13 protein-coding genes and 1 other RNA gene are annotated in these 15,660 nt (G+C 65.8%); 4 read left to right on the top strand and 10 right to left on the bottom strand.

What is annotated here, in order from left to right; genetic code table 11:
* Positions 1-3: 3 nt before the first annotated feature.
* Positions 4-855, bottom strand: coding sequence for a TPM domain-containing protein (locus AM2010_RS08965; RefSeq protein ID WP_338047398.1), 852 nt, complete (start codon positions 853-855; stop codon positions 4-6).
* A complete protein-coding gene (locus AM2010_RS08960; protein WP_047806771.1) occupies positions 852-1,529 on the bottom strand; it encodes a LemA family protein in 678 nt (225 codons plus the stop codon). The genes AM2010_RS08965 and AM2010_RS08960 overlap by 4 nt, the downstream gene beginning before the upstream one ends.
* A gap of 157 nt (positions 1,530-1,686) precedes the next feature.
* Between AM2010_RS08960 and mscL the strand changes: the two genes are divergently transcribed.
* On the top strand, positions 1,687-2,124 hold the full coding sequence (mscL, locus tag AM2010_RS08955; protein ID WP_150115336.1) for a large conductance mechanosensitive channel protein MscL: 438 nt from the start codon (positions 1,687-1,689) through the stop codon (positions 2,122-2,124).
* 44 nt (positions 2,125-2,168) lie between these two features.
* Positions 2,169-2,515, top strand: a transfer-messenger RNA (tmRNA) gene (ssrA, locus tag AM2010_RS14040).
* Between the two features lie 46 nt (positions 2,516-2,561).
* On the opposite strand, the gene AM2010_RS08950 is transcribed toward ssrA, so the two are convergent.
* From AM2010_RS08950 to AM2010_RS08935, 4 genes are all read right to left on the bottom strand, one after another.
* Complete coding sequence (locus AM2010_RS08950; RefSeq protein ID WP_047807849.1) at positions 2,562-2,807, bottom strand: hypothetical protein; 246 nt, start codon at positions 2,805-2,807, stop codon at positions 2,562-2,564.
* A 131-nt stretch (positions 2,808-2,938) separates the two neighbouring features.
* Positions 2,939-4,189: an N-succinylarginine dihydrolase gene (locus AM2010_RS08945; protein WP_047807848.1), complete on the bottom strand. Its 1,251-nt coding sequence runs from the start codon at positions 4,187-4,189 to the stop codon at positions 2,939-2,941.
* Between the two features lie 61 nt (positions 4,190-4,250).
* A complete protein-coding gene (locus AM2010_RS08940; protein WP_047806769.1) occupies positions 4,251-5,267 on the bottom strand; it encodes an arginine N-succinyltransferase in 1,017 nt (338 codons plus the stop codon).
* On the bottom strand, positions 5,264-6,472 hold the full coding sequence (locus AM2010_RS08935; RefSeq protein WP_047806768.1) for a hydrolase: 1,209 nt from the start codon (positions 6,470-6,472) through the stop codon (positions 5,264-5,266). Before AM2010_RS08935 ends, AM2010_RS08940 begins: the two co-directional genes overlap by 4 nt.
* 154 nt (positions 6,473-6,626) lie before the next feature.
* Between AM2010_RS08935 and AM2010_RS08930 the strand changes: the two genes are divergently transcribed.
* Entirely contained in the window at positions 6,627-8,726 is a 2,100-nt protein-coding gene (locus AM2010_RS08930) for a malate synthase G (protein WP_047806767.1), read from the top strand.
* A 233-nt stretch (positions 8,727-8,959) separates the two neighbouring features.
* On the top strand, positions 8,960-9,838 hold the full coding sequence (locus tag AM2010_RS08925) for an OmpA family protein (RefSeq protein WP_047806766.1): 879 nt from the start codon (positions 8,960-8,962) through the stop codon (positions 9,836-9,838).
* 129 nt (positions 9,839-9,967) lie between these two features.
* Here AM2010_RS08925 and rsmA read toward each other — a convergent pair whose 3' ends face one another.
* The 4 genes from rsmA to AM2010_RS08905 all read right to left on the bottom strand — a co-directional run bounded on the left by rsmA (position 9,968) and on the right by AM2010_RS08905 (position 15,611).
* Complete coding sequence (rsmA, locus tag AM2010_RS08920) at positions 9,968-10,789, bottom strand: 16S rRNA (adenine(1518)-N(6)/adenine(1519)-N(6))-dimethyltransferase RsmA (RefSeq protein ID WP_047806765.1); 822 nt, start codon at positions 10,787-10,789, stop codon at positions 9,968-9,970.
* Positions 10,786-11,805, bottom strand: a complete 1,020-nt coding sequence (gene pdxA, locus AM2010_RS08915) for a 4-hydroxythreonine-4-phosphate dehydrogenase PdxA (protein WP_047806764.1) — start codon at positions 11,803-11,805, stop codon at positions 10,786-10,788. Before pdxA ends, rsmA begins: the two co-directional genes overlap by 4 nt.
* On the bottom strand, positions 11,802-13,133 hold the full coding sequence (locus tag AM2010_RS08910; protein WP_047806763.1) for a peptidylprolyl isomerase: 1,332 nt from the start codon (positions 13,131-13,133) through the stop codon (positions 11,802-11,804). The genes pdxA and AM2010_RS08910 overlap by 4 nt, the downstream gene beginning before the upstream one ends.
* 144 nt (positions 13,134-13,277) lie before the next feature.
* Positions 13,278-15,611 (bottom strand): LPS-assembly protein LptD, encoded by a 2,334-nt coding sequence (locus AM2010_RS08905; RefSeq protein WP_047806762.1) that lies wholly within the window; start codon positions 15,609-15,611, stop codon positions 13,278-13,280.
* Positions 15,612-15,660 lie beyond the last annotated feature (49 nt).

The raw sequence follows: 15,660 nt of genomic DNA, 5'->3' as shown, positions 1-15,660 counted from the left end.
CGCTTACCACCCCCCGGAGGCGCCGCCGCCCCCGAAACTGCCGCCGCCGCCGGAAAAGCCGCCGAAGCCGCCCCCTCCGCCGCCGCCGAAACCGCCAAATCCGCCGCCACCGCCCCAGTCGTCATCGGACAGGCCGCGCGCGATTGCCTTGCCGGCTTCCCACAGCACGATGTCGCCCACGACCCCGCCCATTCCGCTGCGATAACGGCGCCGGCGCCCGCGGCCGAACATCGGCAGGACGAAGAAAATGAACAGGAAGGCGAGCCAGATCAGCGCGCCGAAGGGGAAGCCCCCCTCGCTCTGGCGTGACTGTTCGGCCTGCGCCGCGACCTGCGCGGCTTCTTCCGGCGGCAATTCGAGCTGGTTGATGACCCGCTGTGCGCCCAGCGCGATCCCGGCGGAATAATCGCCGTCGCGGAAATAGGGTTTCATTTCCTCGACATATTCGAAGGCGAGGCCATCGGGGATTATCCCTTCGAGGCCATAGCCAACCTCGATCCGCATCCGCCGCTCGTTCGGCGCGACGATCAGGATGATGCCATCGTTGTTCTCCGCATCGCCCAGCGCCCATTCGCGGCCGAGGCGGTATCCGTAATCGGAAATGTCGTAGCCTTGCAGATCGGGGATCGTGGCGATCACGAACTGGCGCTGGTTGCGCTGTTCGAAGGCGGTGAGCGCCTGGGTCAGCTCGGCTTCGGTCGCTTCGTCGATGATGTTCGCGGCATCGACCACGGGCGCGGTGCCGCGCTCGGGGAAATCCTGCCCCGCGGCAGGCAGTGCCAGGCCCAGCGCTGCCGCCAGGATCAGCAGCAGACGCAGGGCCTCACGCACGGCGCGCGATGGTGCCAGGGTCAATTGTTCGCCGCAGCGGCAGGCTGGTCGGCGGTGTTATCGTTCGCACCTGCGTTGGTATCGCCGCCGTTGCCGGCGCGCATGTTCAGCGTCGGACCGACTTCTGCCCCTTCGGTCACCGCTTCGTACGGGACCATCGCTTCGGCACCGTGGATGATGTTCGCGCCGATCGTATCGGGGAAGGTGCGGATCGTGGTGTTATACTGGCGCACCGCCTCGTTATAATCGCGCAGGGCGACGCGGATGCGATTTTCCTGCCCTTCGATCTGGGTCATGAAACGGCCGAAGTTTTCCTGGCTGCGCAGTTCGGGATAGCGCTCGACCGACACCAGCAGCCGGCTCAGCGCGCCGCCAAGCTGGCTCTGCGCCTGCTGGTACTGCGCCATTGCCTGCGGATTGCTGAGGTCCGCGCCATCGACCTGGATTTCGGGGCGGGTGGCCGAAGCGCGCGCCTCGATCACCTCGTTCAGGGTTTCGCGTTCCTGCTCCGCCGAAGACAGGACGATCTGTTCGAGATTGGGGATCAGGTTCGCACGTTCCTGGAACGCGGCCTGGACGTCGGCCCATTTCGCCTTGGCGTTTTCTTCCGCAGCGGGGACCGAGTTGATCCCGCAGGCGGCCAGCCCGATCGAGGCGAGGGCAACGAGCGAAAAGCGGCGGACGGACTTCCAGTTCATCGAACAAAGCTCCCCTTGCGCGGTCGCACCGTGCACCGCGACAATCTGTATTGCGCAGATAGCACACCCAAAGCGCTTTTCAAGAATTTCCCCGGACTTGGCAGGAGCGCTTTACACTGGCATGTCCGCCATCCAGGTTCATTGGAGGTTCGAAACGGTGCTTGCGGAATTCAAGGCGTTTGTTGCCAAGGGCAACGTGATGGAACTGGCCGTTGCGGTCATCATCGCGGGGGCTTTCACCACCATCGTCACTTCGCTGACCGAAGACGTGATCATGCCGGTAATCGGCTGGATCTTCGGCGGTGTTGATTTCTCCAGCTATTTCATCCTCCTGAGCGTACCCGAGGGGTACGAAGGTTCGACCGGCGACTATGCCGCGCTGAAGGAAGCGGGTGCGGCGATGATCGGTTATGGCGCGCTGATAACGGCGGTGATCAATTTCCTGATCCTGGCCTTCATCATCTTCCTGCTGGTCCGTTATGCCAACAAGGTGATGGCGGAGTTCGAGAACAAGCCGCCGGAAGAAAAGCCCGCCGGTCCGACCGAGCTCGACCTGCTCAAGGAAATCCGCGACGAGCTGAAGAAGCGGGGCTGAGGTTCGGCCTGCGTCGCGCGGGCACCCCAGCGGCCATTTTCCGGTCACTTCACATTAATCGCCAGTGCCCTATATAGGGCGGTGCCGGCGTCAGTCGGCTATGGCGATAAATTGCGGTGTGCAATAGGCACAACGGACCCGGGGGCAGTACCCGGCGGCTCCACCAAAAGGCGTTTGACGGCAAACGTTTCCTGATGGGGCCGAACCAGGATCGACGTGTGTTGAAAGGCATCGTTTTCGCCCGGGCTGAGTAACCCGTTAAAGGCTCAAAACTCACAAGTGCCAACGATAATGAAGCACTTGCTCTCGCTGCGTAATGTGACGGCCTAACGGCCTGAATTTATAAAGCTAAGAGCGCGGTTGGACCGACCGGTCAACAGAACGGATACCGGGGGCCCGGGGGAGCCTAGCAACAGAATCCCCCACCTTCATTCCCCTCAGCGCGGTGCCTCACGGTCCGCCTGCCTGCGTTCCCGCTCGTAACGCAGCGCGTCGAGGATCTTGGCGCCGGCAAGGAACACCGCGCCCGTGCAGGCGAGGAACAGCAGCTTGCCGCCCCAACCCGGATATTGCCCGAGATAGGCCGTGCCCCGTGCGGTCGCGCCCAGCGCCAGGGCGTAGATGATCAGATAGGCTTCGAACCGCGTCTTGATCACGAACAGCCGGGCCAACTTGCGAAGCATGAACATCCTTTGTCGAACCGATCCCGGTTAACGGGTCAGGACGCAAGCGGCGTGCCAGTCGTGGATACCTGCGCGCCGCAATGGTTAACTGCTTCAGGATTGTAAGCCGGGCCGACGGTGAGTCCAGCGCGTTAACCAAGCTGTGCCAGATCGAGCTGTTCCAGCAGCGCCAGCCGGGCCGCGCGCACTTGCCGGGCAAGGTCGCTGCTGCCCAGATCGGCCGGATCGATCTGTACGGGCCAATGGGCGGCGATCGTGCGCTCCATCCGTTCGGCCTTCGCCTCGTCCAGCAGAAAACGCGGGTCGACCGTCGCCGGATCGGCCACCACCCGCAGCCGCAGACAGGCAGGGCCGCCGCCATTGGCCATGGACTGGCGCACATCGACCGGAATGACTTGCCGGATCGGCCCGTTGCCTGCCAGCATCCCCTCGCACCAGCTCCATACCGCGGCGCTTTCGCGGCATTCTTCCGGCACGACCAGTGCCATTGCCCCGGTGGGCAGCGTGACGAGCTGCGCGTTGAACAGATAGGTGCGGATTGCTTCGGCCAGGCTCACCGCGCTGGCGGGAACTTCCACCACCTCCAGCGCCGGAAACCGCCCGCGAATCGCCTCGTAGGCTCCCGACCGGTCGGCGAAAGCCTGCTCGTGGCAGAACAGCACGCGTTCATTGGCCACGGCGACGACATCGTTGTGGAACGCGCCGGCTTCGATCGCGGCAGGGTTCTGTTCCACGAAAACGGTCCGCTCCGGCGCCAGGCCATGGAGGCGGGCGACCGCGCGGCTGGCCTGTTCGTGCTGACGCGCGGGAAAGCGGCCACCGGGTCGGCCATAGACGAATACCTCGACCCCCGGCGCGCCGTGCCCTTCGCAAAAACGCATGTGATTGGCCGCGCCTTCGTCACCGAAGCTGCCCGGTACGGCGTCGTGCACGGCAAAATGGGCCTCGTCCGCGAAAGCGATGGCCAGCTGGCGTTTGGTGTCGCGCCATTCCTGCGCGCGGTGCAGCATGGTCGACAGGTTGGCCGGCGTCAGGTGGCAGCGACCATCCGCCGTATCGGGCGCCGGGCTGACTGTGGCCGCGTTGGCAGTCCACATCGAACTGGCAGACCAGGCCGCGGCGATCAGCGCGCGATCGACGGTGCCATCGACCGCCAGACGGTGCAGCAGCCTGTCGTTGGGACGGGGCAGAGGCAGCAGAAAACCCTGCGGCAGGCCGCGCGCCAGATTGCCGCGCATTTTCTCCAGACCCTGCAACGCGGCGGCGCGCGGGTAGGATGGATCGCCCTTGTGGCTGGCGCTGGCGATATTGCCGAGGCTGAGCCCGGCATAGTTATGGCTGGGGCCGACGATCCCGTCGAAATTGATTTCCGTCAGTGCCATCGCGGCTTGTCCTTCGATCTTCGCGTTCCTGGTGCCGGCCGGGGCGGGCGGCAATGCCGGTTCACCGCGCCACGCTCCAGATCACGTCGCCGGGCGCAACCTTCAGGGCGCCTGCCGCCGCCTGGTCGATTGCCACTGTGCCTTCGGGCGTGATTTCGCGCATCCCGTATGCGGCCCGGAACCCTTCGAGTTCGCCGGTCGCGACGATCGCACGTTCGCCATAATCGAGATCGCAGCGTTCGATTTCCAGCGGCTTTGCAGCGGCGACGCTTTTCACCCGGTCGGTTCGCGCCGTCATCGTCGGTCCGCCGTCGAATATGTCGAGATACCCTTCGTAGGCGAAGCCTTCGTTCTCCAGCATCTTCATCGCCGCCCGGCCCGATGGGTGCGGCAGGCCGATTACGCTGCGCGCATCATCGTCCAGCATGGCGATATAGACCGGGTGCTTGGGCATCAGGTCGGCGATGAACTGGTTGCCGTTGATCGCGTTGAAATAATCGGCTTCCTGAAAGCTCATGCCGAAGAAGCGCCCGGCCACCCCGTCCCAGAAGGGGGAACCGCCGCGTTCGTCGATAATCCCGCGCAATTCGGCCAGTACGCGATCGGCAAAGCGCCGGCGATGCATGGCGATGAACAGATACCGGCTGCGCGCGAGCAGCAGGCCCAGCCCGCCGGCACGCTCGCCCGGATGCAGGAACAGGCCGCCAACTTCGCTGCACCCTTCCAGATCGGTGACGAGGCTGAGCAGTTCGGCCCGGACCGTGCGGTCCAGTTCCTGCGAATGCTGGGTCAGTGTGGTCAGACGATAGGAATAGAACGGCCATTGCTGCCCGACCTGGGTGAACAGCTGGCACGTTCCGCGCACTTCGCCGCTTGCGGTATTTTCCAGCACCAGCACGAATTGATCGTCGCCCAGCTCGTCTTCACGCCGGGCGAAGGCGGCATCGGCGCGTGCCAGTTTGGCCGTCAGCGCATCGCGGTCGGGGGGCAGGTTGGTGAACCCGCCGCCCGTCAGCTTGGCCATTTCGTAAATGGGTTCGAGGTCGTCGGTGCGCGCGGCGCGCAGGGCGAAAGTCAAACGGGATCTCCAGTGGCAAGCCTGCCCAGCACCAGCGCGCTGAGAGCGGCGCGTTCGGCGAGCGAGGGAACGATAAGAAATTCATCCGGCGAATGGATCGCGCCGCCGCGCACCCCCATCGTGTCGACCACGGGGACCCCGGTGGCGGCGATATTGTTGCCGTCGCAAACGCCGCCGGTGGATTTCCAGCCGATGTCCTGCCCCAGCGAGACGCCGCATTCATGGACGAGGTCGAACAGCTTCTGGGCCCGGCGATCGACCGGCTTGGGCGGGCGCGTGATCCCGCCGTGGCGATGGATCGCGACGTCGTGCGCCTGCTGCACCTCGCCCACCAGTTCGGCCAGCCCGCGTTCGAACCGTTCGGCGGCATCGGGGCTCTTGGGGCGGATATTGAACCGCAGAACCGCGTGATCGGGCACGACGTTGTTGGCGGAGCCCCCTTCGATCCGTGCCGGATTGACCGGGCAGTCCCCGTCCTGGAGCCGCTTCAGCCCCATCGTCAGCGCGGCGGCGGCGACGATGGCATTGCGCCCATCTTCCGGGTTGCGCCCCGCGTGGGCGGATTTGCCCGTGATCGTCAGCGAGTAATTGCCGCTGCCGCCCCGCGCGTGGGCGAGCGTGCCGTCGGGCAGGGCCGATGGTTCGTACGTCAGCGCGGCATATTTGCCTTGTGCCAGTTGCTCGATCAGCGGGGCCGAGGCCAGCGATCCGGTTTCCTCGTCCGAATTGATCATCACGTCGTAGCCGAGATGCGGGGCCGCATCGTTCGCCTCGAACGCCTTCAGGGCATGGAGCATGACCGCGATCCCGCCCTTCATGTCGGCAAGGCCGGGGCCGTTCAGCGTTTCGTCGTCCAGCCAGCGCTGGTCCTGAAACGGATGGTCGAGGGGGAAGACGGTATCCATGTGTCCGGTCAGCAGCAGGCGGCGCGGCGCATCGGGGCGCACCCGCAGGACGAGATGCCGGCCGAATTGCCGCTCCACCTCCGCCCCGTCGGCCGCGATCGCGGTCACCGGCGCAGGGTCGATCATTTCGATCTCCCCCGGAAGCACGGCGAACGCTTCGGCCAGGGCATCGGCCTGGCGCGCCAGCCCTTCCAGGTTGGCGGTCCCCGTGTTGATCGCACTCCACGCCTGCACTTGCGCCAGCATGGCGGGGGCGTCGATCGCGTCGAGCACGGCGGTGGTGTCCAGATCCGGTTTCATTCGTAACCCGGTCTAGCCCGGCGGGGGCGCCAGTCCAAGCCCGTTCCCGTTGCAATCCGCCGCTGGCTTGGCCATAGCGCGGCTGTCCTCCTCCCCGGGATAATGCCACAATCGCGCACGTAGTGTTCGTGCAGCCAGCAACGAGTGAGGACCAATGAACGACAAGATCGAACGCGCCGGATTGCAGGTTCACCCCGCGCTTGCGGAGCTGCTGGAGGACGATGTCCTCCCCGTGCTGGGGCAGGACATCGACGCTTTCTGGCGCGGATTTGCCAACCTCGTGGCGCGCTTCGCCCCGCGTAACCGCGTGCTCCTGCAGAAGCGCGAGGATCTGCAGGCCAGAATCGACGCATGGCATCGGGAGCACAAGGGGGGGAGCCACGATGCCGGCGCCTATCGCGCGTTTCTGGAAGAAATCGGCTATCTCGTTGCGGAGCCTGAACCGTTCGCCATCGGCACGCGCAATGTCGATGCGGAAATCGCCACGATGGCCGGCCCTCAGCTGGTGGTGCCCGTGCTCAACGCGCGTTTCCTGCTCAACGCTGCAAACGCGCGCTGGGGCAGCCTCTATGATGCGTTCTACGGCACCGATGCGCTCGACGCGCCCGCCGCGCGGCCGGGCGGTTACGATGCGGATCGCGGCGCGGCGGTGATTGCCCGCGCTCGCCGGTTCCTCGATGATACGGTGCCGCTCGCTTCGGGTTCGTGGGCCGATGTGTCCGACCTTTCAGGTGACATCGCGCTGGCCGATCCGGCGCAGTTCGCCGGGCGGACCGCGCGCGGCCCGCTGTTCGTGAACAACGGCCTGCATATCGAGGTGGTGATCGACCGCGATCATCCGGTGGGCAAGGACGATCCGGCAGGGATCGCCGATGTCGTCCTGGAATCCGCGCTGACGACGATCTGCGATTGCGAGGATTCGGTTGCCGCCGTCGATGGCGAGGACAAGGCGCTGGCCTATCGCAACTGGCTGGGCGTCATTCGCGGCGATCTGAACGAGACGTTCGAAAAGGGCGGGCGCAGTGTGACCCGCGCGTTGTCCGACGATGTGCCTTACACCGCCCCCGACGGCAGCGAACGCACGCTACCGGGGCGCAGCCTGCTGTTCGTTCGCAATGTCGGCCATTTGATGACCAACCCGGCGATCGTGCTGCCCGATGGGGCGGAAATCCCCGAAGGGATCATGGATGCGGTGTTCACCGCCGCGATCGGCGCGCTCGACACTGGCGGGCATTCGCGGTTCCGCAACAGCCGTGCGGGCAGCATCTATATCGTGAAGCCCAAGATGCACGGCGACGAGGAATGCAGCTTCACCAACGACCTGTTCGATGCAGTAGAGGATTTGCTGGGCCTCGACCGCCATACGATCAAGGTCGGCGTGATGGACGAGGAACGGCGCACCAGCGCCAATCTCGCCGCCTGCATTCACGCGGTGAAGGACCGGATCGCGTTCATCAATACCGGATTCCTCGATCGCACGGGCGATGAAATCCACACGTCGATGCAGGCCGGGCCGATGATCCGCAAGGGCGCGATGAAGACCAGCACCTGGCTCGACGCCTATGAAAGGCGCAATGTCGCGATCGGTCTTGCCTGCGGACTGTCGGGCAAGGCGCAGATCGGCAAGGGCATGTGGGCCGCGCCCGATATGATGGCCGATATGATGGAACAGAAGATCGGCCATCTGCAGGCTGGCGCGAACACCGCCTGGGTCCCCAGTCCGACCGCCGCCACGCTGCACGCGCTGCACTATCACCGGCTGGACGTTTTTGCCCGGCAGAGCGAACTGGGCGCGGCGCCGGGGCTGGATGCGCTGTTGGCGATCCCGCTGGCCGATGGGACGAACTGGCCGGAAGACGAAGTGCGCGAAGAACTGGACAACAACGCCCAGGGCCTGCTCGGTTATGTCGTGCGCTGGATCGATCACGGGGTCGGCTGTTCCAAGGTCCCCGACATTCACGATGTCGGGCTGATGGAAGACCGTGCGACCTTGCGCATTTCCAGCCAGCACATGGCCAACTGGCTGCTCCACGGCGTCTGCACGCGCGATCAGGTGATGGACAGCTTGCGCCGCATGGCCGCGAAAGTGGACCAGCAGAATGCGGGCGATCCATCTTACGTGCCGCTTGCCGGGAACGAGGACGGCCCGGCCTTCCGCGCTGCCTGCGATCTCGTGTTCAGGGGAGTAGATCAGCCGAGCGGCTATACCGAGCCGCTGCTGCACGAATGGCGCGCGGTGGCGAAGCAGGGGTAGCGGTTGCCGGCGCCACCCCGGCGGTTCGGTTCATCGCAACTCGCGCGCGGGCCGACCGCACTGGGCACGACGGACCGGGAGCGTTCACCGGTCCGAAAGGTTATTCTGAACAGCCGTGCCGTCGCGATGTCGAACGGTGCGGGTGTGCGCCGCGCGACATGCAGCGAACAAGGTGGGGGGTCTCAACAGCCGGTCACCCAGGGCCGGCTGATGCAGATCGAAGGAGTAATGCAATGAGTTTCATTTCCAGAAAGCCGAAGGGGCTGTTCCTGTTGGCGATGCTTTCGGTGTCGGTTTCGGGCGGCGCCTACGCGCAGCAGCAGGCGGCGCAGGACCAGTACGAAACGACCGTCTACGGCTCGCTTCCAGCCGATCTGACGGACCTTCCCGAAGGGCCGGAGATCGAAGGCGTCATCTCCGCGCGCGATGGCGACAGGTTGCAGGTCACGGGTGAGGACGGCACCTACACCGTTGTCGCGGTGGGGCAGGCCACCGAAATCAGGGCTCGCGGCGGTTTCCTGGGCCTCGACCGCGATACCCTTGCCGCCGACGCGCTGCTCAACGGTTTGCCGGTATCGGTGGAAACCGTGGAATGGGGCGGCGGCCTGATTGCCAGCCGGATCGACCTCAAGGACAAGGATCTTCGTATCGCCTCGATGATCCGCAACGGCACCGCGCAGGGTTTTGCCGAGCAGACTGCGGCGACCGAGGCGCTGCGCGGCCGCATGGGCGATATCGACAAATACAACATCAGGGGCACGGCCAACGTGCATTTCGATGTGGGCAAGGCCGTTCTGTCCGAACAGGCGAAGGCCGATCTTTGCGCCACCGCCGCTCAGGCCGAAGCGACCGAGAACGCCCTGATGCTGGTCGTCGGCTACACCGATTCGACCGGAAGCCAGGAATTCAACCAGCAGCTCAGCGAGAAGCGGGCCAGCCGCGTGGTCAACTATCTGCAGCAGGCCTGCGGCTGGGCACCCTATCGCATGTTGACCCCGACCGGGATGGCCGAAGCCGATCCGCTGGCGGATAACATGACGCCGGAAGGCAAGGCGCAGAACCGCCGCGTCGCAGTGAATATCCTCGTCAGCAAGAGCGTGGAAGGCCTCTGACCGGCGCGCGGGGCGGCGGTACAGGCCTGCCCCGCGTCACCAGATTGCCGGCGAGTTACTCGGACTTCTGATGCACGCCGGGTCTTCCGCCGCGGATGCCCTCCGGGCGGTCCGCGGCGGGGCCGGCCATCAGCCGAGCGCGCGGGCAACCGCTACGAAATCCGCAACGTCTAGCGTTTCCGCCCGTCGTTGCGAATCGATCCCGGTGGCGGCCAGCGCGTCGAGCGCGCCCGGCAGGCCCTTCAGGCTCTGCCGCAGCATCTTGCGCCGCTGGCCGAAGGCGGCTTCTGTCACCCGTTCCAGCGTTCGCGGCGCAACCCCATCGGGCATTGTTCCGGGTTCGATATGGACGATCGCGCTCATCACCTTGGGCGGCGGGGTGAAGGCGCTGCGATGCACCTTCATCGCCAGCCTGGCGGCGCTGCGCCACTGCGCCAGTACTGCCAGCCGGCCATAGGCGCCGGTGCCCGGCCCTGCGACGATGCGCTGCGCCACTTCCTGCTGGAACATCAGCGTCAGGCTGGTCCACCGTGGAGGCCATGTCGCGCCGCCCAGCCAGCGCACCAGCAATGCGGTGCCGACGTTATAGGGCAAGTTGGCAACCACCGCGTAAGGTTCGCCCATTTCCGCGTCGTGGTCGATCCGCATGGCATCGCCTTCGATCACCCGCAGCTGACCCGGATAGGCCAGATCCAGTTCGGCAAGTGCGGGCAGGCAGCGGCGGTCCATCTCGATCGCCGTCACCCGCGCCCCGGCCTTGAGCAGGGCGCGCGTCAGCCCGCCGGGGCCGGGCCCGATCTCCAGCACGGCCTTGCCCTGCAAATCGCCGGGAATTGCGGCGATCCGGTCGAGCAGTTGTGCGTCGAACAGGAAGTTCTGTCCCAGCGCTTTGGAAGCGTTGAGGCCGTGCCGGGCGATCACCTCGCGCAAGGGGGGGAGGGTGACGCTCATCCCCGGCGCGCTGCGCAATCGCCGGCCATGCGGATGGCCGCGATCATTGCGCCGGGATCGGCCAGCCCCTTGCCCGCAATGTCGAAAGCCGTGCCATGATCGGGGCTGGTGCGGACCAGCGGGAGGCCCAGGGTGACATTCACGCCCTCATCGAAATCCAGCGTCTTGAGCGGGATCAGCGCCTGATCGTGAAACATGCACAGCGCGGCATCGTACTGCTCGCGCGCCCGTGCGGTGAACATGGCATCGGGCGGGAACGGGCCGGCGGCGTCGATTCCTTCTTCGCGCAGCAGGGCCACGGCGGGGGCGATGATGCGCTGCTCCTCATCACCGAACCGCCCGTCTTCACCGGCATGGGGATTGAGGCCGGCTATGGCGAGGCGCGGACGCGAAACGCCGAAATCGCTTTGCAGCGCCGTCGCCACGATCCGTGCACGGCGCACGATCAGATCCCGCGTCAGCAGGGTGGGCACCTGAGCCAGCGCGACATGAACGGTCAGCGGCACCGCACGCAGGCGGGGGCCGGCGAGCATCATCACCGCATCGCCGGACGCGATCCCGCAGGCGGTGGCGACATATTCGGTCTGGCCGGGGTGGTCGAAGCCGACTTCGGCCAGACGGGCCTTGGCGACAGGGCCAGTGACCAGCGCGGCGGCCTCACCCCGAACGGTGCGCCGGGTTGCCTCTGCCAGCGAACCCATCGCCAGTTCCGCGCCTTCGCGCGACGGGGCACCGGGGGACCATGCGCCGTCTTGCAGGTCCAGCACGGGGAGGGCGGCGGCAAAGGCATCGCCCGCGGCATCGAGGCTGGCGATGGCTTTCACCGGAAGCTCGATCCCGCGAGAGCGTGCCGCGGCGCGTAGAATCTCCGCTCCGCCAATCACGGCGAAAGGGGGCAGCCGCTCGCTATCGCGGCGCGACCATGCTTCCGCAATCAGCTCGGGCCCGATCCCTGCCGGATCGCCGAGCGAGATCGCCAGCGGGCCGGAGAGTGGACCGGGCGACGCGACGCTCAATTGTATTCGATGTAGGCGTCGTTGCGCAGGTCGCGCAGATAGCTTTGCGCGCGCTTGGCAATGCGGTCGTCTTCGATCTGGGACATGACCCGATCGAAAGTGGGGCCACCTTCCGCCTGCGGATCGTCGCGTCCGCACAGCAGCAGAACGCGCACGCCTTCCTCGATCGATCCGAACGGCGGTGTCGCCTGCCCGACCTGGAGTTCGAGGATTGCGGGCTGCAACGGTTCGGGCAACTGCGCGACGCGCATCCCGTTGTTGGTCACCACCTCGGCATCGATTTCCGCCGCGACACGTTCTGCATCGCCGCAGCCGCGCATGCCCTGGATCGCGGCGGCGAACTGTTCGACCCGCGCGCTTGCCTGCGCGTCGGTGGAATTGGGCGGGAAGCTGATCGAAATCTGCTTTAGGCTGAGGATCGCATTGCGCGGATTGGCCATGCCGATCTGCCGCTTGTCGATCAGATAGAGAATTTCGAACCCGCCGGGAATTTCGAACGGTCCGACCAGCTGGCCCGGCTGCATTTCGCGGGCGACGGACGCCATTTCGGCGGGCAGCGTTTCGAGCCGGACGAAGCCGAGATCGCCACCATTGGCCGCGGTGGTCGCTTCGGAAAACTGGCGGGCATAGACCGAAAAGTCGGCCCCGCGGCGAAGCTGTTCCACGATCTGGCGAGCATTTTCCTGCACCGCGGCGCTGCTCGCGGGCGTGGCGGCCAGGAATATTTCGCCCAGACGGTATTCTTCCTTGCCGCGATCAGCCTCCATCCGGGCCAGAACTTCCTTCACCTCTTCCGCCGAAACGTTGACGAACGGGGCGACGTTGCGGCTCAACAGGCGCTGCCAGGCGATTTCGGCGCGGAGCTGCCGCTTGAGCGAGGCGGGGGACGATCCCATGGCCCGCAGCGCCTGATCCATTCCGGCCGCGTCCTGCCCGTTGCGTCGGGCGATTTCAGCGTACTGGGACTGAACTTCCTGATCGGTGACGGGCATTTCCTGCGCCTCTGCCGCCTGGATCTGAAGCGTTTCGTCGATCAGATTGCGGAAAATCCGCATACGGGCCGCCTGCATCTGTTCGGGCGGGAGGTTGGCCGACGACAGCAGCAGGGCCAGCCGCTGTTCGATATCGGTCCGGGTGATGACCGATCCGTTGACCACCGCGGTGGCGGTGCGCACGTTCGGATCGCTCTGTTTCAGCAGCGACACGTTGTCGGGAATGTCGAGCGGATTGGACGCCACGGCCGACTGCGCCTGAAGCGCGACCGGCGCGGTCGCGAGGCTCATGGCGGCAAGACCGGCAAGAAACTTGGAAAACCTGTATTCGATCACGTGCAAATCCCGTTACGGCGCAACTGGCGCCCGCATCTGGCCCGGCCTATCGCCATCGACGACTTAACCAAAGCTGAGTGATCGGCCGGATAGCGCACTTGCGCCCGACTGCCAATCGCGATGGTCGGCGACCTGTGCAACCGGCTAGCGGAAGCCGAGGTTGCGCAGCGCGAAATAGAACTGGAACGTGTCGCCGCGCCGGGCATCGCCCGCGTCGGTGTAGTCGCGCCGCCAGGTGACGCCGAATTCGAGGCAGTCGTCTTCGTAGGCGACGCCCAGCCGGGTGCGGACCGGATCGAAACCGTCCGATGTGAAGGTCGGATCCTCCTGCCGATCGGTCAGGTTGAACACACCGGCGCCGAACAGCGACCAGTAGCGGGCAAATGCGATACGGGTCGCCAGGCGCAATTCCTCGCGGTCCTGCAGATCCTCGATCTCCTCCGCAATGTCGCGGTCGAGGCGGAGATAGCCGATCTCGGCGTAAGTCCGCTTGCTGCCCACGGTTGCGTCAAGCTCGTTGCGGCGTACGGCGAGGTTGTCCTTGTCGAGCCGGAACCGGTGCGTGAAGCTGACGAAGTCGCGGTATCGCACTTCGGTCCGGCCCACGAAATCGGATATCCGTTCGCTAAGGCCGGTGCCGTCGATGAAGATGCCGGGGTCCTTGTCGAAGCGGTAGGATTGGCCGACGGTGGTGCGAACGCGCCAGTCGGGCACCTGAAGCTCCCAGTCGAACCCGTATGTCATCCGCGCGCCGTCTTCGACCCGGTCGTAGCCGGGGAAACGGTTGAGCGCGAAGAGGTTCGAATCCTCCAGATCGATGGCCCGCGAATCCTCGTTCGGCACCTGCAGATTGCGGATCGGTGGGCTGGCGGCGAACTGCACCCGCGGGGTGAAGACCTGCGTGCCGCCGAAAGCTTCGCCGACGAAAGGCCATTCGATGTCGAGCGCGGCGACCGCGATCCCGCGCGTTTCCCAGCCCGGATTACCGCGATAGACGGCGGTTTCGGTCAGCGCGTTCTCGTCGCTGTGATAGACATCGCCGCGCACCATCCCGGTCAGCGTGACCACCTGGCCCATGCCGGTAATGCGCTTCAGATCCCACCGCGCACCGGCAAAGGCGCGCTGCGTGTCCTGCCCCTCGTCACGCATGATCGCCAGCGAATTGAGCTGCAGTTCCAGCGTGCCGCCCAGGCCGACCGGATCGGCCAGCCGGTGGCGATAGTCGATCACCGGCAGCGCCACCGGCACTTCGCCCTGCGGCACCCCGATCCGCAAGGTCTGCGTCGCCCAGCCGGCGATCGAGAGGTAGGAATTGTCGTCGATCCGCTCCAGATCGAACGTCGATCGCAGGCGGTCGTCGCGGCTGATGTCGTACCGGCGCAGGAAAGTGCGGTCGCTGGCGAGGCGGAGCGACCCGGTCAGGCTCCAGTGCGGGTCGAACTGGAACTTGCCGTTGGCGAACAGATATCCGCGCGGATCGCTTTCCGAAATCGCCGCGCTGGTGATGTCGGAAATGCGGCTGCTGTGGGTGGCGTAGCCGGTGATCTGATAGGCACCGCTTTCCGTAAGATGGCGCCACTGGGCCGATGCCATCGGCGGGGCTTCGGTGAACACGTGCGCGCCAAGGGTCAGGTCCTTGTTGTCGGCCACGCGCCAGTAATAACTGCCGCTGACTTCCACCCCGTTCGATTCCGAAACTCGCAGGTCAGGGACCAGGAAACCCGAAACCGCCCGCCCGTCAGTGCGGATCGAGAGGCCCGGCAAGGGCAGGAGGCGCGCGCCGAAGATTTCCAGGAAGGCGCCGGTGAAACGCACCCGGTTGTCTGCCGGGTCGTAGACCACCCGGTCCGCCGTAACGCGCCAGCTCGGGTTCTTGGGGCAGCCTTCGGCGTCGCTCACCGCGCAGGCGGTATAGGCCGCGCTGGTCAGGATGACGGTGCCGTCATCGCCCCGCGTGCCCGCCTCCGCCGCCAGCCTTCCGCCTTCGCGCAGCGCGAGCAGCAGATCTTCCATCGCGCCCGCTTCGAACTTGTCGGTCAGTTCGATCCGCGAGGTATAGAGCTGGTTCCCTTCTTCATCGACGAAGCGGACATTGCCGCTGCCCACGATCTGGCCGGTGGCGCGGTTCCAGGTGACCTGATCGGCGCGAACCGACCGGTCGGCACTGCGCAGCACCACATTGCCGGTGGCGGTGACGATGTCGCCGCTCGAATCGTAGGCGAGCGTATCGGTTTCGAACGCGATCTCGTCATCGCTCGCCGGGGCGACGGGCATGTCGGCCGGGTTGGCGGGCGGCAGGGGCGTGCGCAGCAGATCGTCTTCTGGGGCGGGGCTTTCTTCCGTTGGGGCGGGTGACCCGTCCTGCGCGTGTGAGATGGCCGGAACCGCAAGCGCGGCCAGCGCTGCGCCCGTGAGCCATGCAGCCCGAAACAAGCGGCTGTTGTCGGCTTGCGGCGCGGTCGGCGAAGCGGGGAGCATGGCTTGCCTATTGCACCGGTCGCGCCTAATCGCAATCGCCATCGCATAT

Source organism: Pelagerythrobacter marensis (genome assembly GCF_001028625.1).
Classification (GTDB): domain Bacteria; phylum Pseudomonadota; class Alphaproteobacteria; order Sphingomonadales; family Sphingomonadaceae; genus Pelagerythrobacter; species Pelagerythrobacter marensis.
Note: the sequence above shows the minus strand (reverse complement) of the source record. Positions and strands in the feature narration are given on the sequence as shown.

What these genes read in the sequence shown, in the direction of transcription:
- AM2010_RS08935 (WP_047806768.1), bottom strand. Translation starts at nt 6,472, where the DNA reads ATGAAACCGGATCTGGACACCACCGCCGTGCTCGACGCGATCGACGCC.
- AM2010_RS08960 (WP_047806771.1), bottom strand. Translation starts at nt 1,529, where the DNA reads ATGAACTGGAAGTCCGTCCGCCGCTTTTCGCTCGTTGCCCTCGCCTCG.
- AM2010_RS08905 (WP_047806762.1), bottom strand. Translation starts at nt 15,611, where the DNA reads ATGCTCCCCGCTTCGCCGACCGCGCCGCAAGCCGACAACAGCCGCTTG.
- rsmA (WP_047806765.1), bottom strand. Translation starts at nt 10,789, where the DNA reads ATGAGCGTCACCCTCCCCCCCTTGCGCGAGGTGATCGCCCGGCACGGC.
- AM2010_RS08950 (WP_047807849.1), bottom strand. Translation starts at nt 2,807, where the DNA reads ATGCTTCGCAAGTTGGCCCGGCTGTTCGTGATCAAGACGCGGTTCGAA.
- AM2010_RS08925 (WP_047806766.1), top strand. Translation starts at nt 8,960, where the DNA reads ATGAGTTTCATTTCCAGAAAGCCGAAGGGGCTGTTCCTGTTGGCGATG.
- AM2010_RS08945 (WP_047807848.1), bottom strand. Translation starts at nt 4,189, where the DNA reads ATGGCACTGACGGAAATCAATTTCGACGGGATCGTCGGCCCCAGCCAT.
- AM2010_RS08930 (WP_047806767.1), top strand. Translation starts at nt 6,627, where the DNA reads ATGAACGACAAGATCGAACGCGCCGGATTGCAGGTTCACCCCGCGCTT.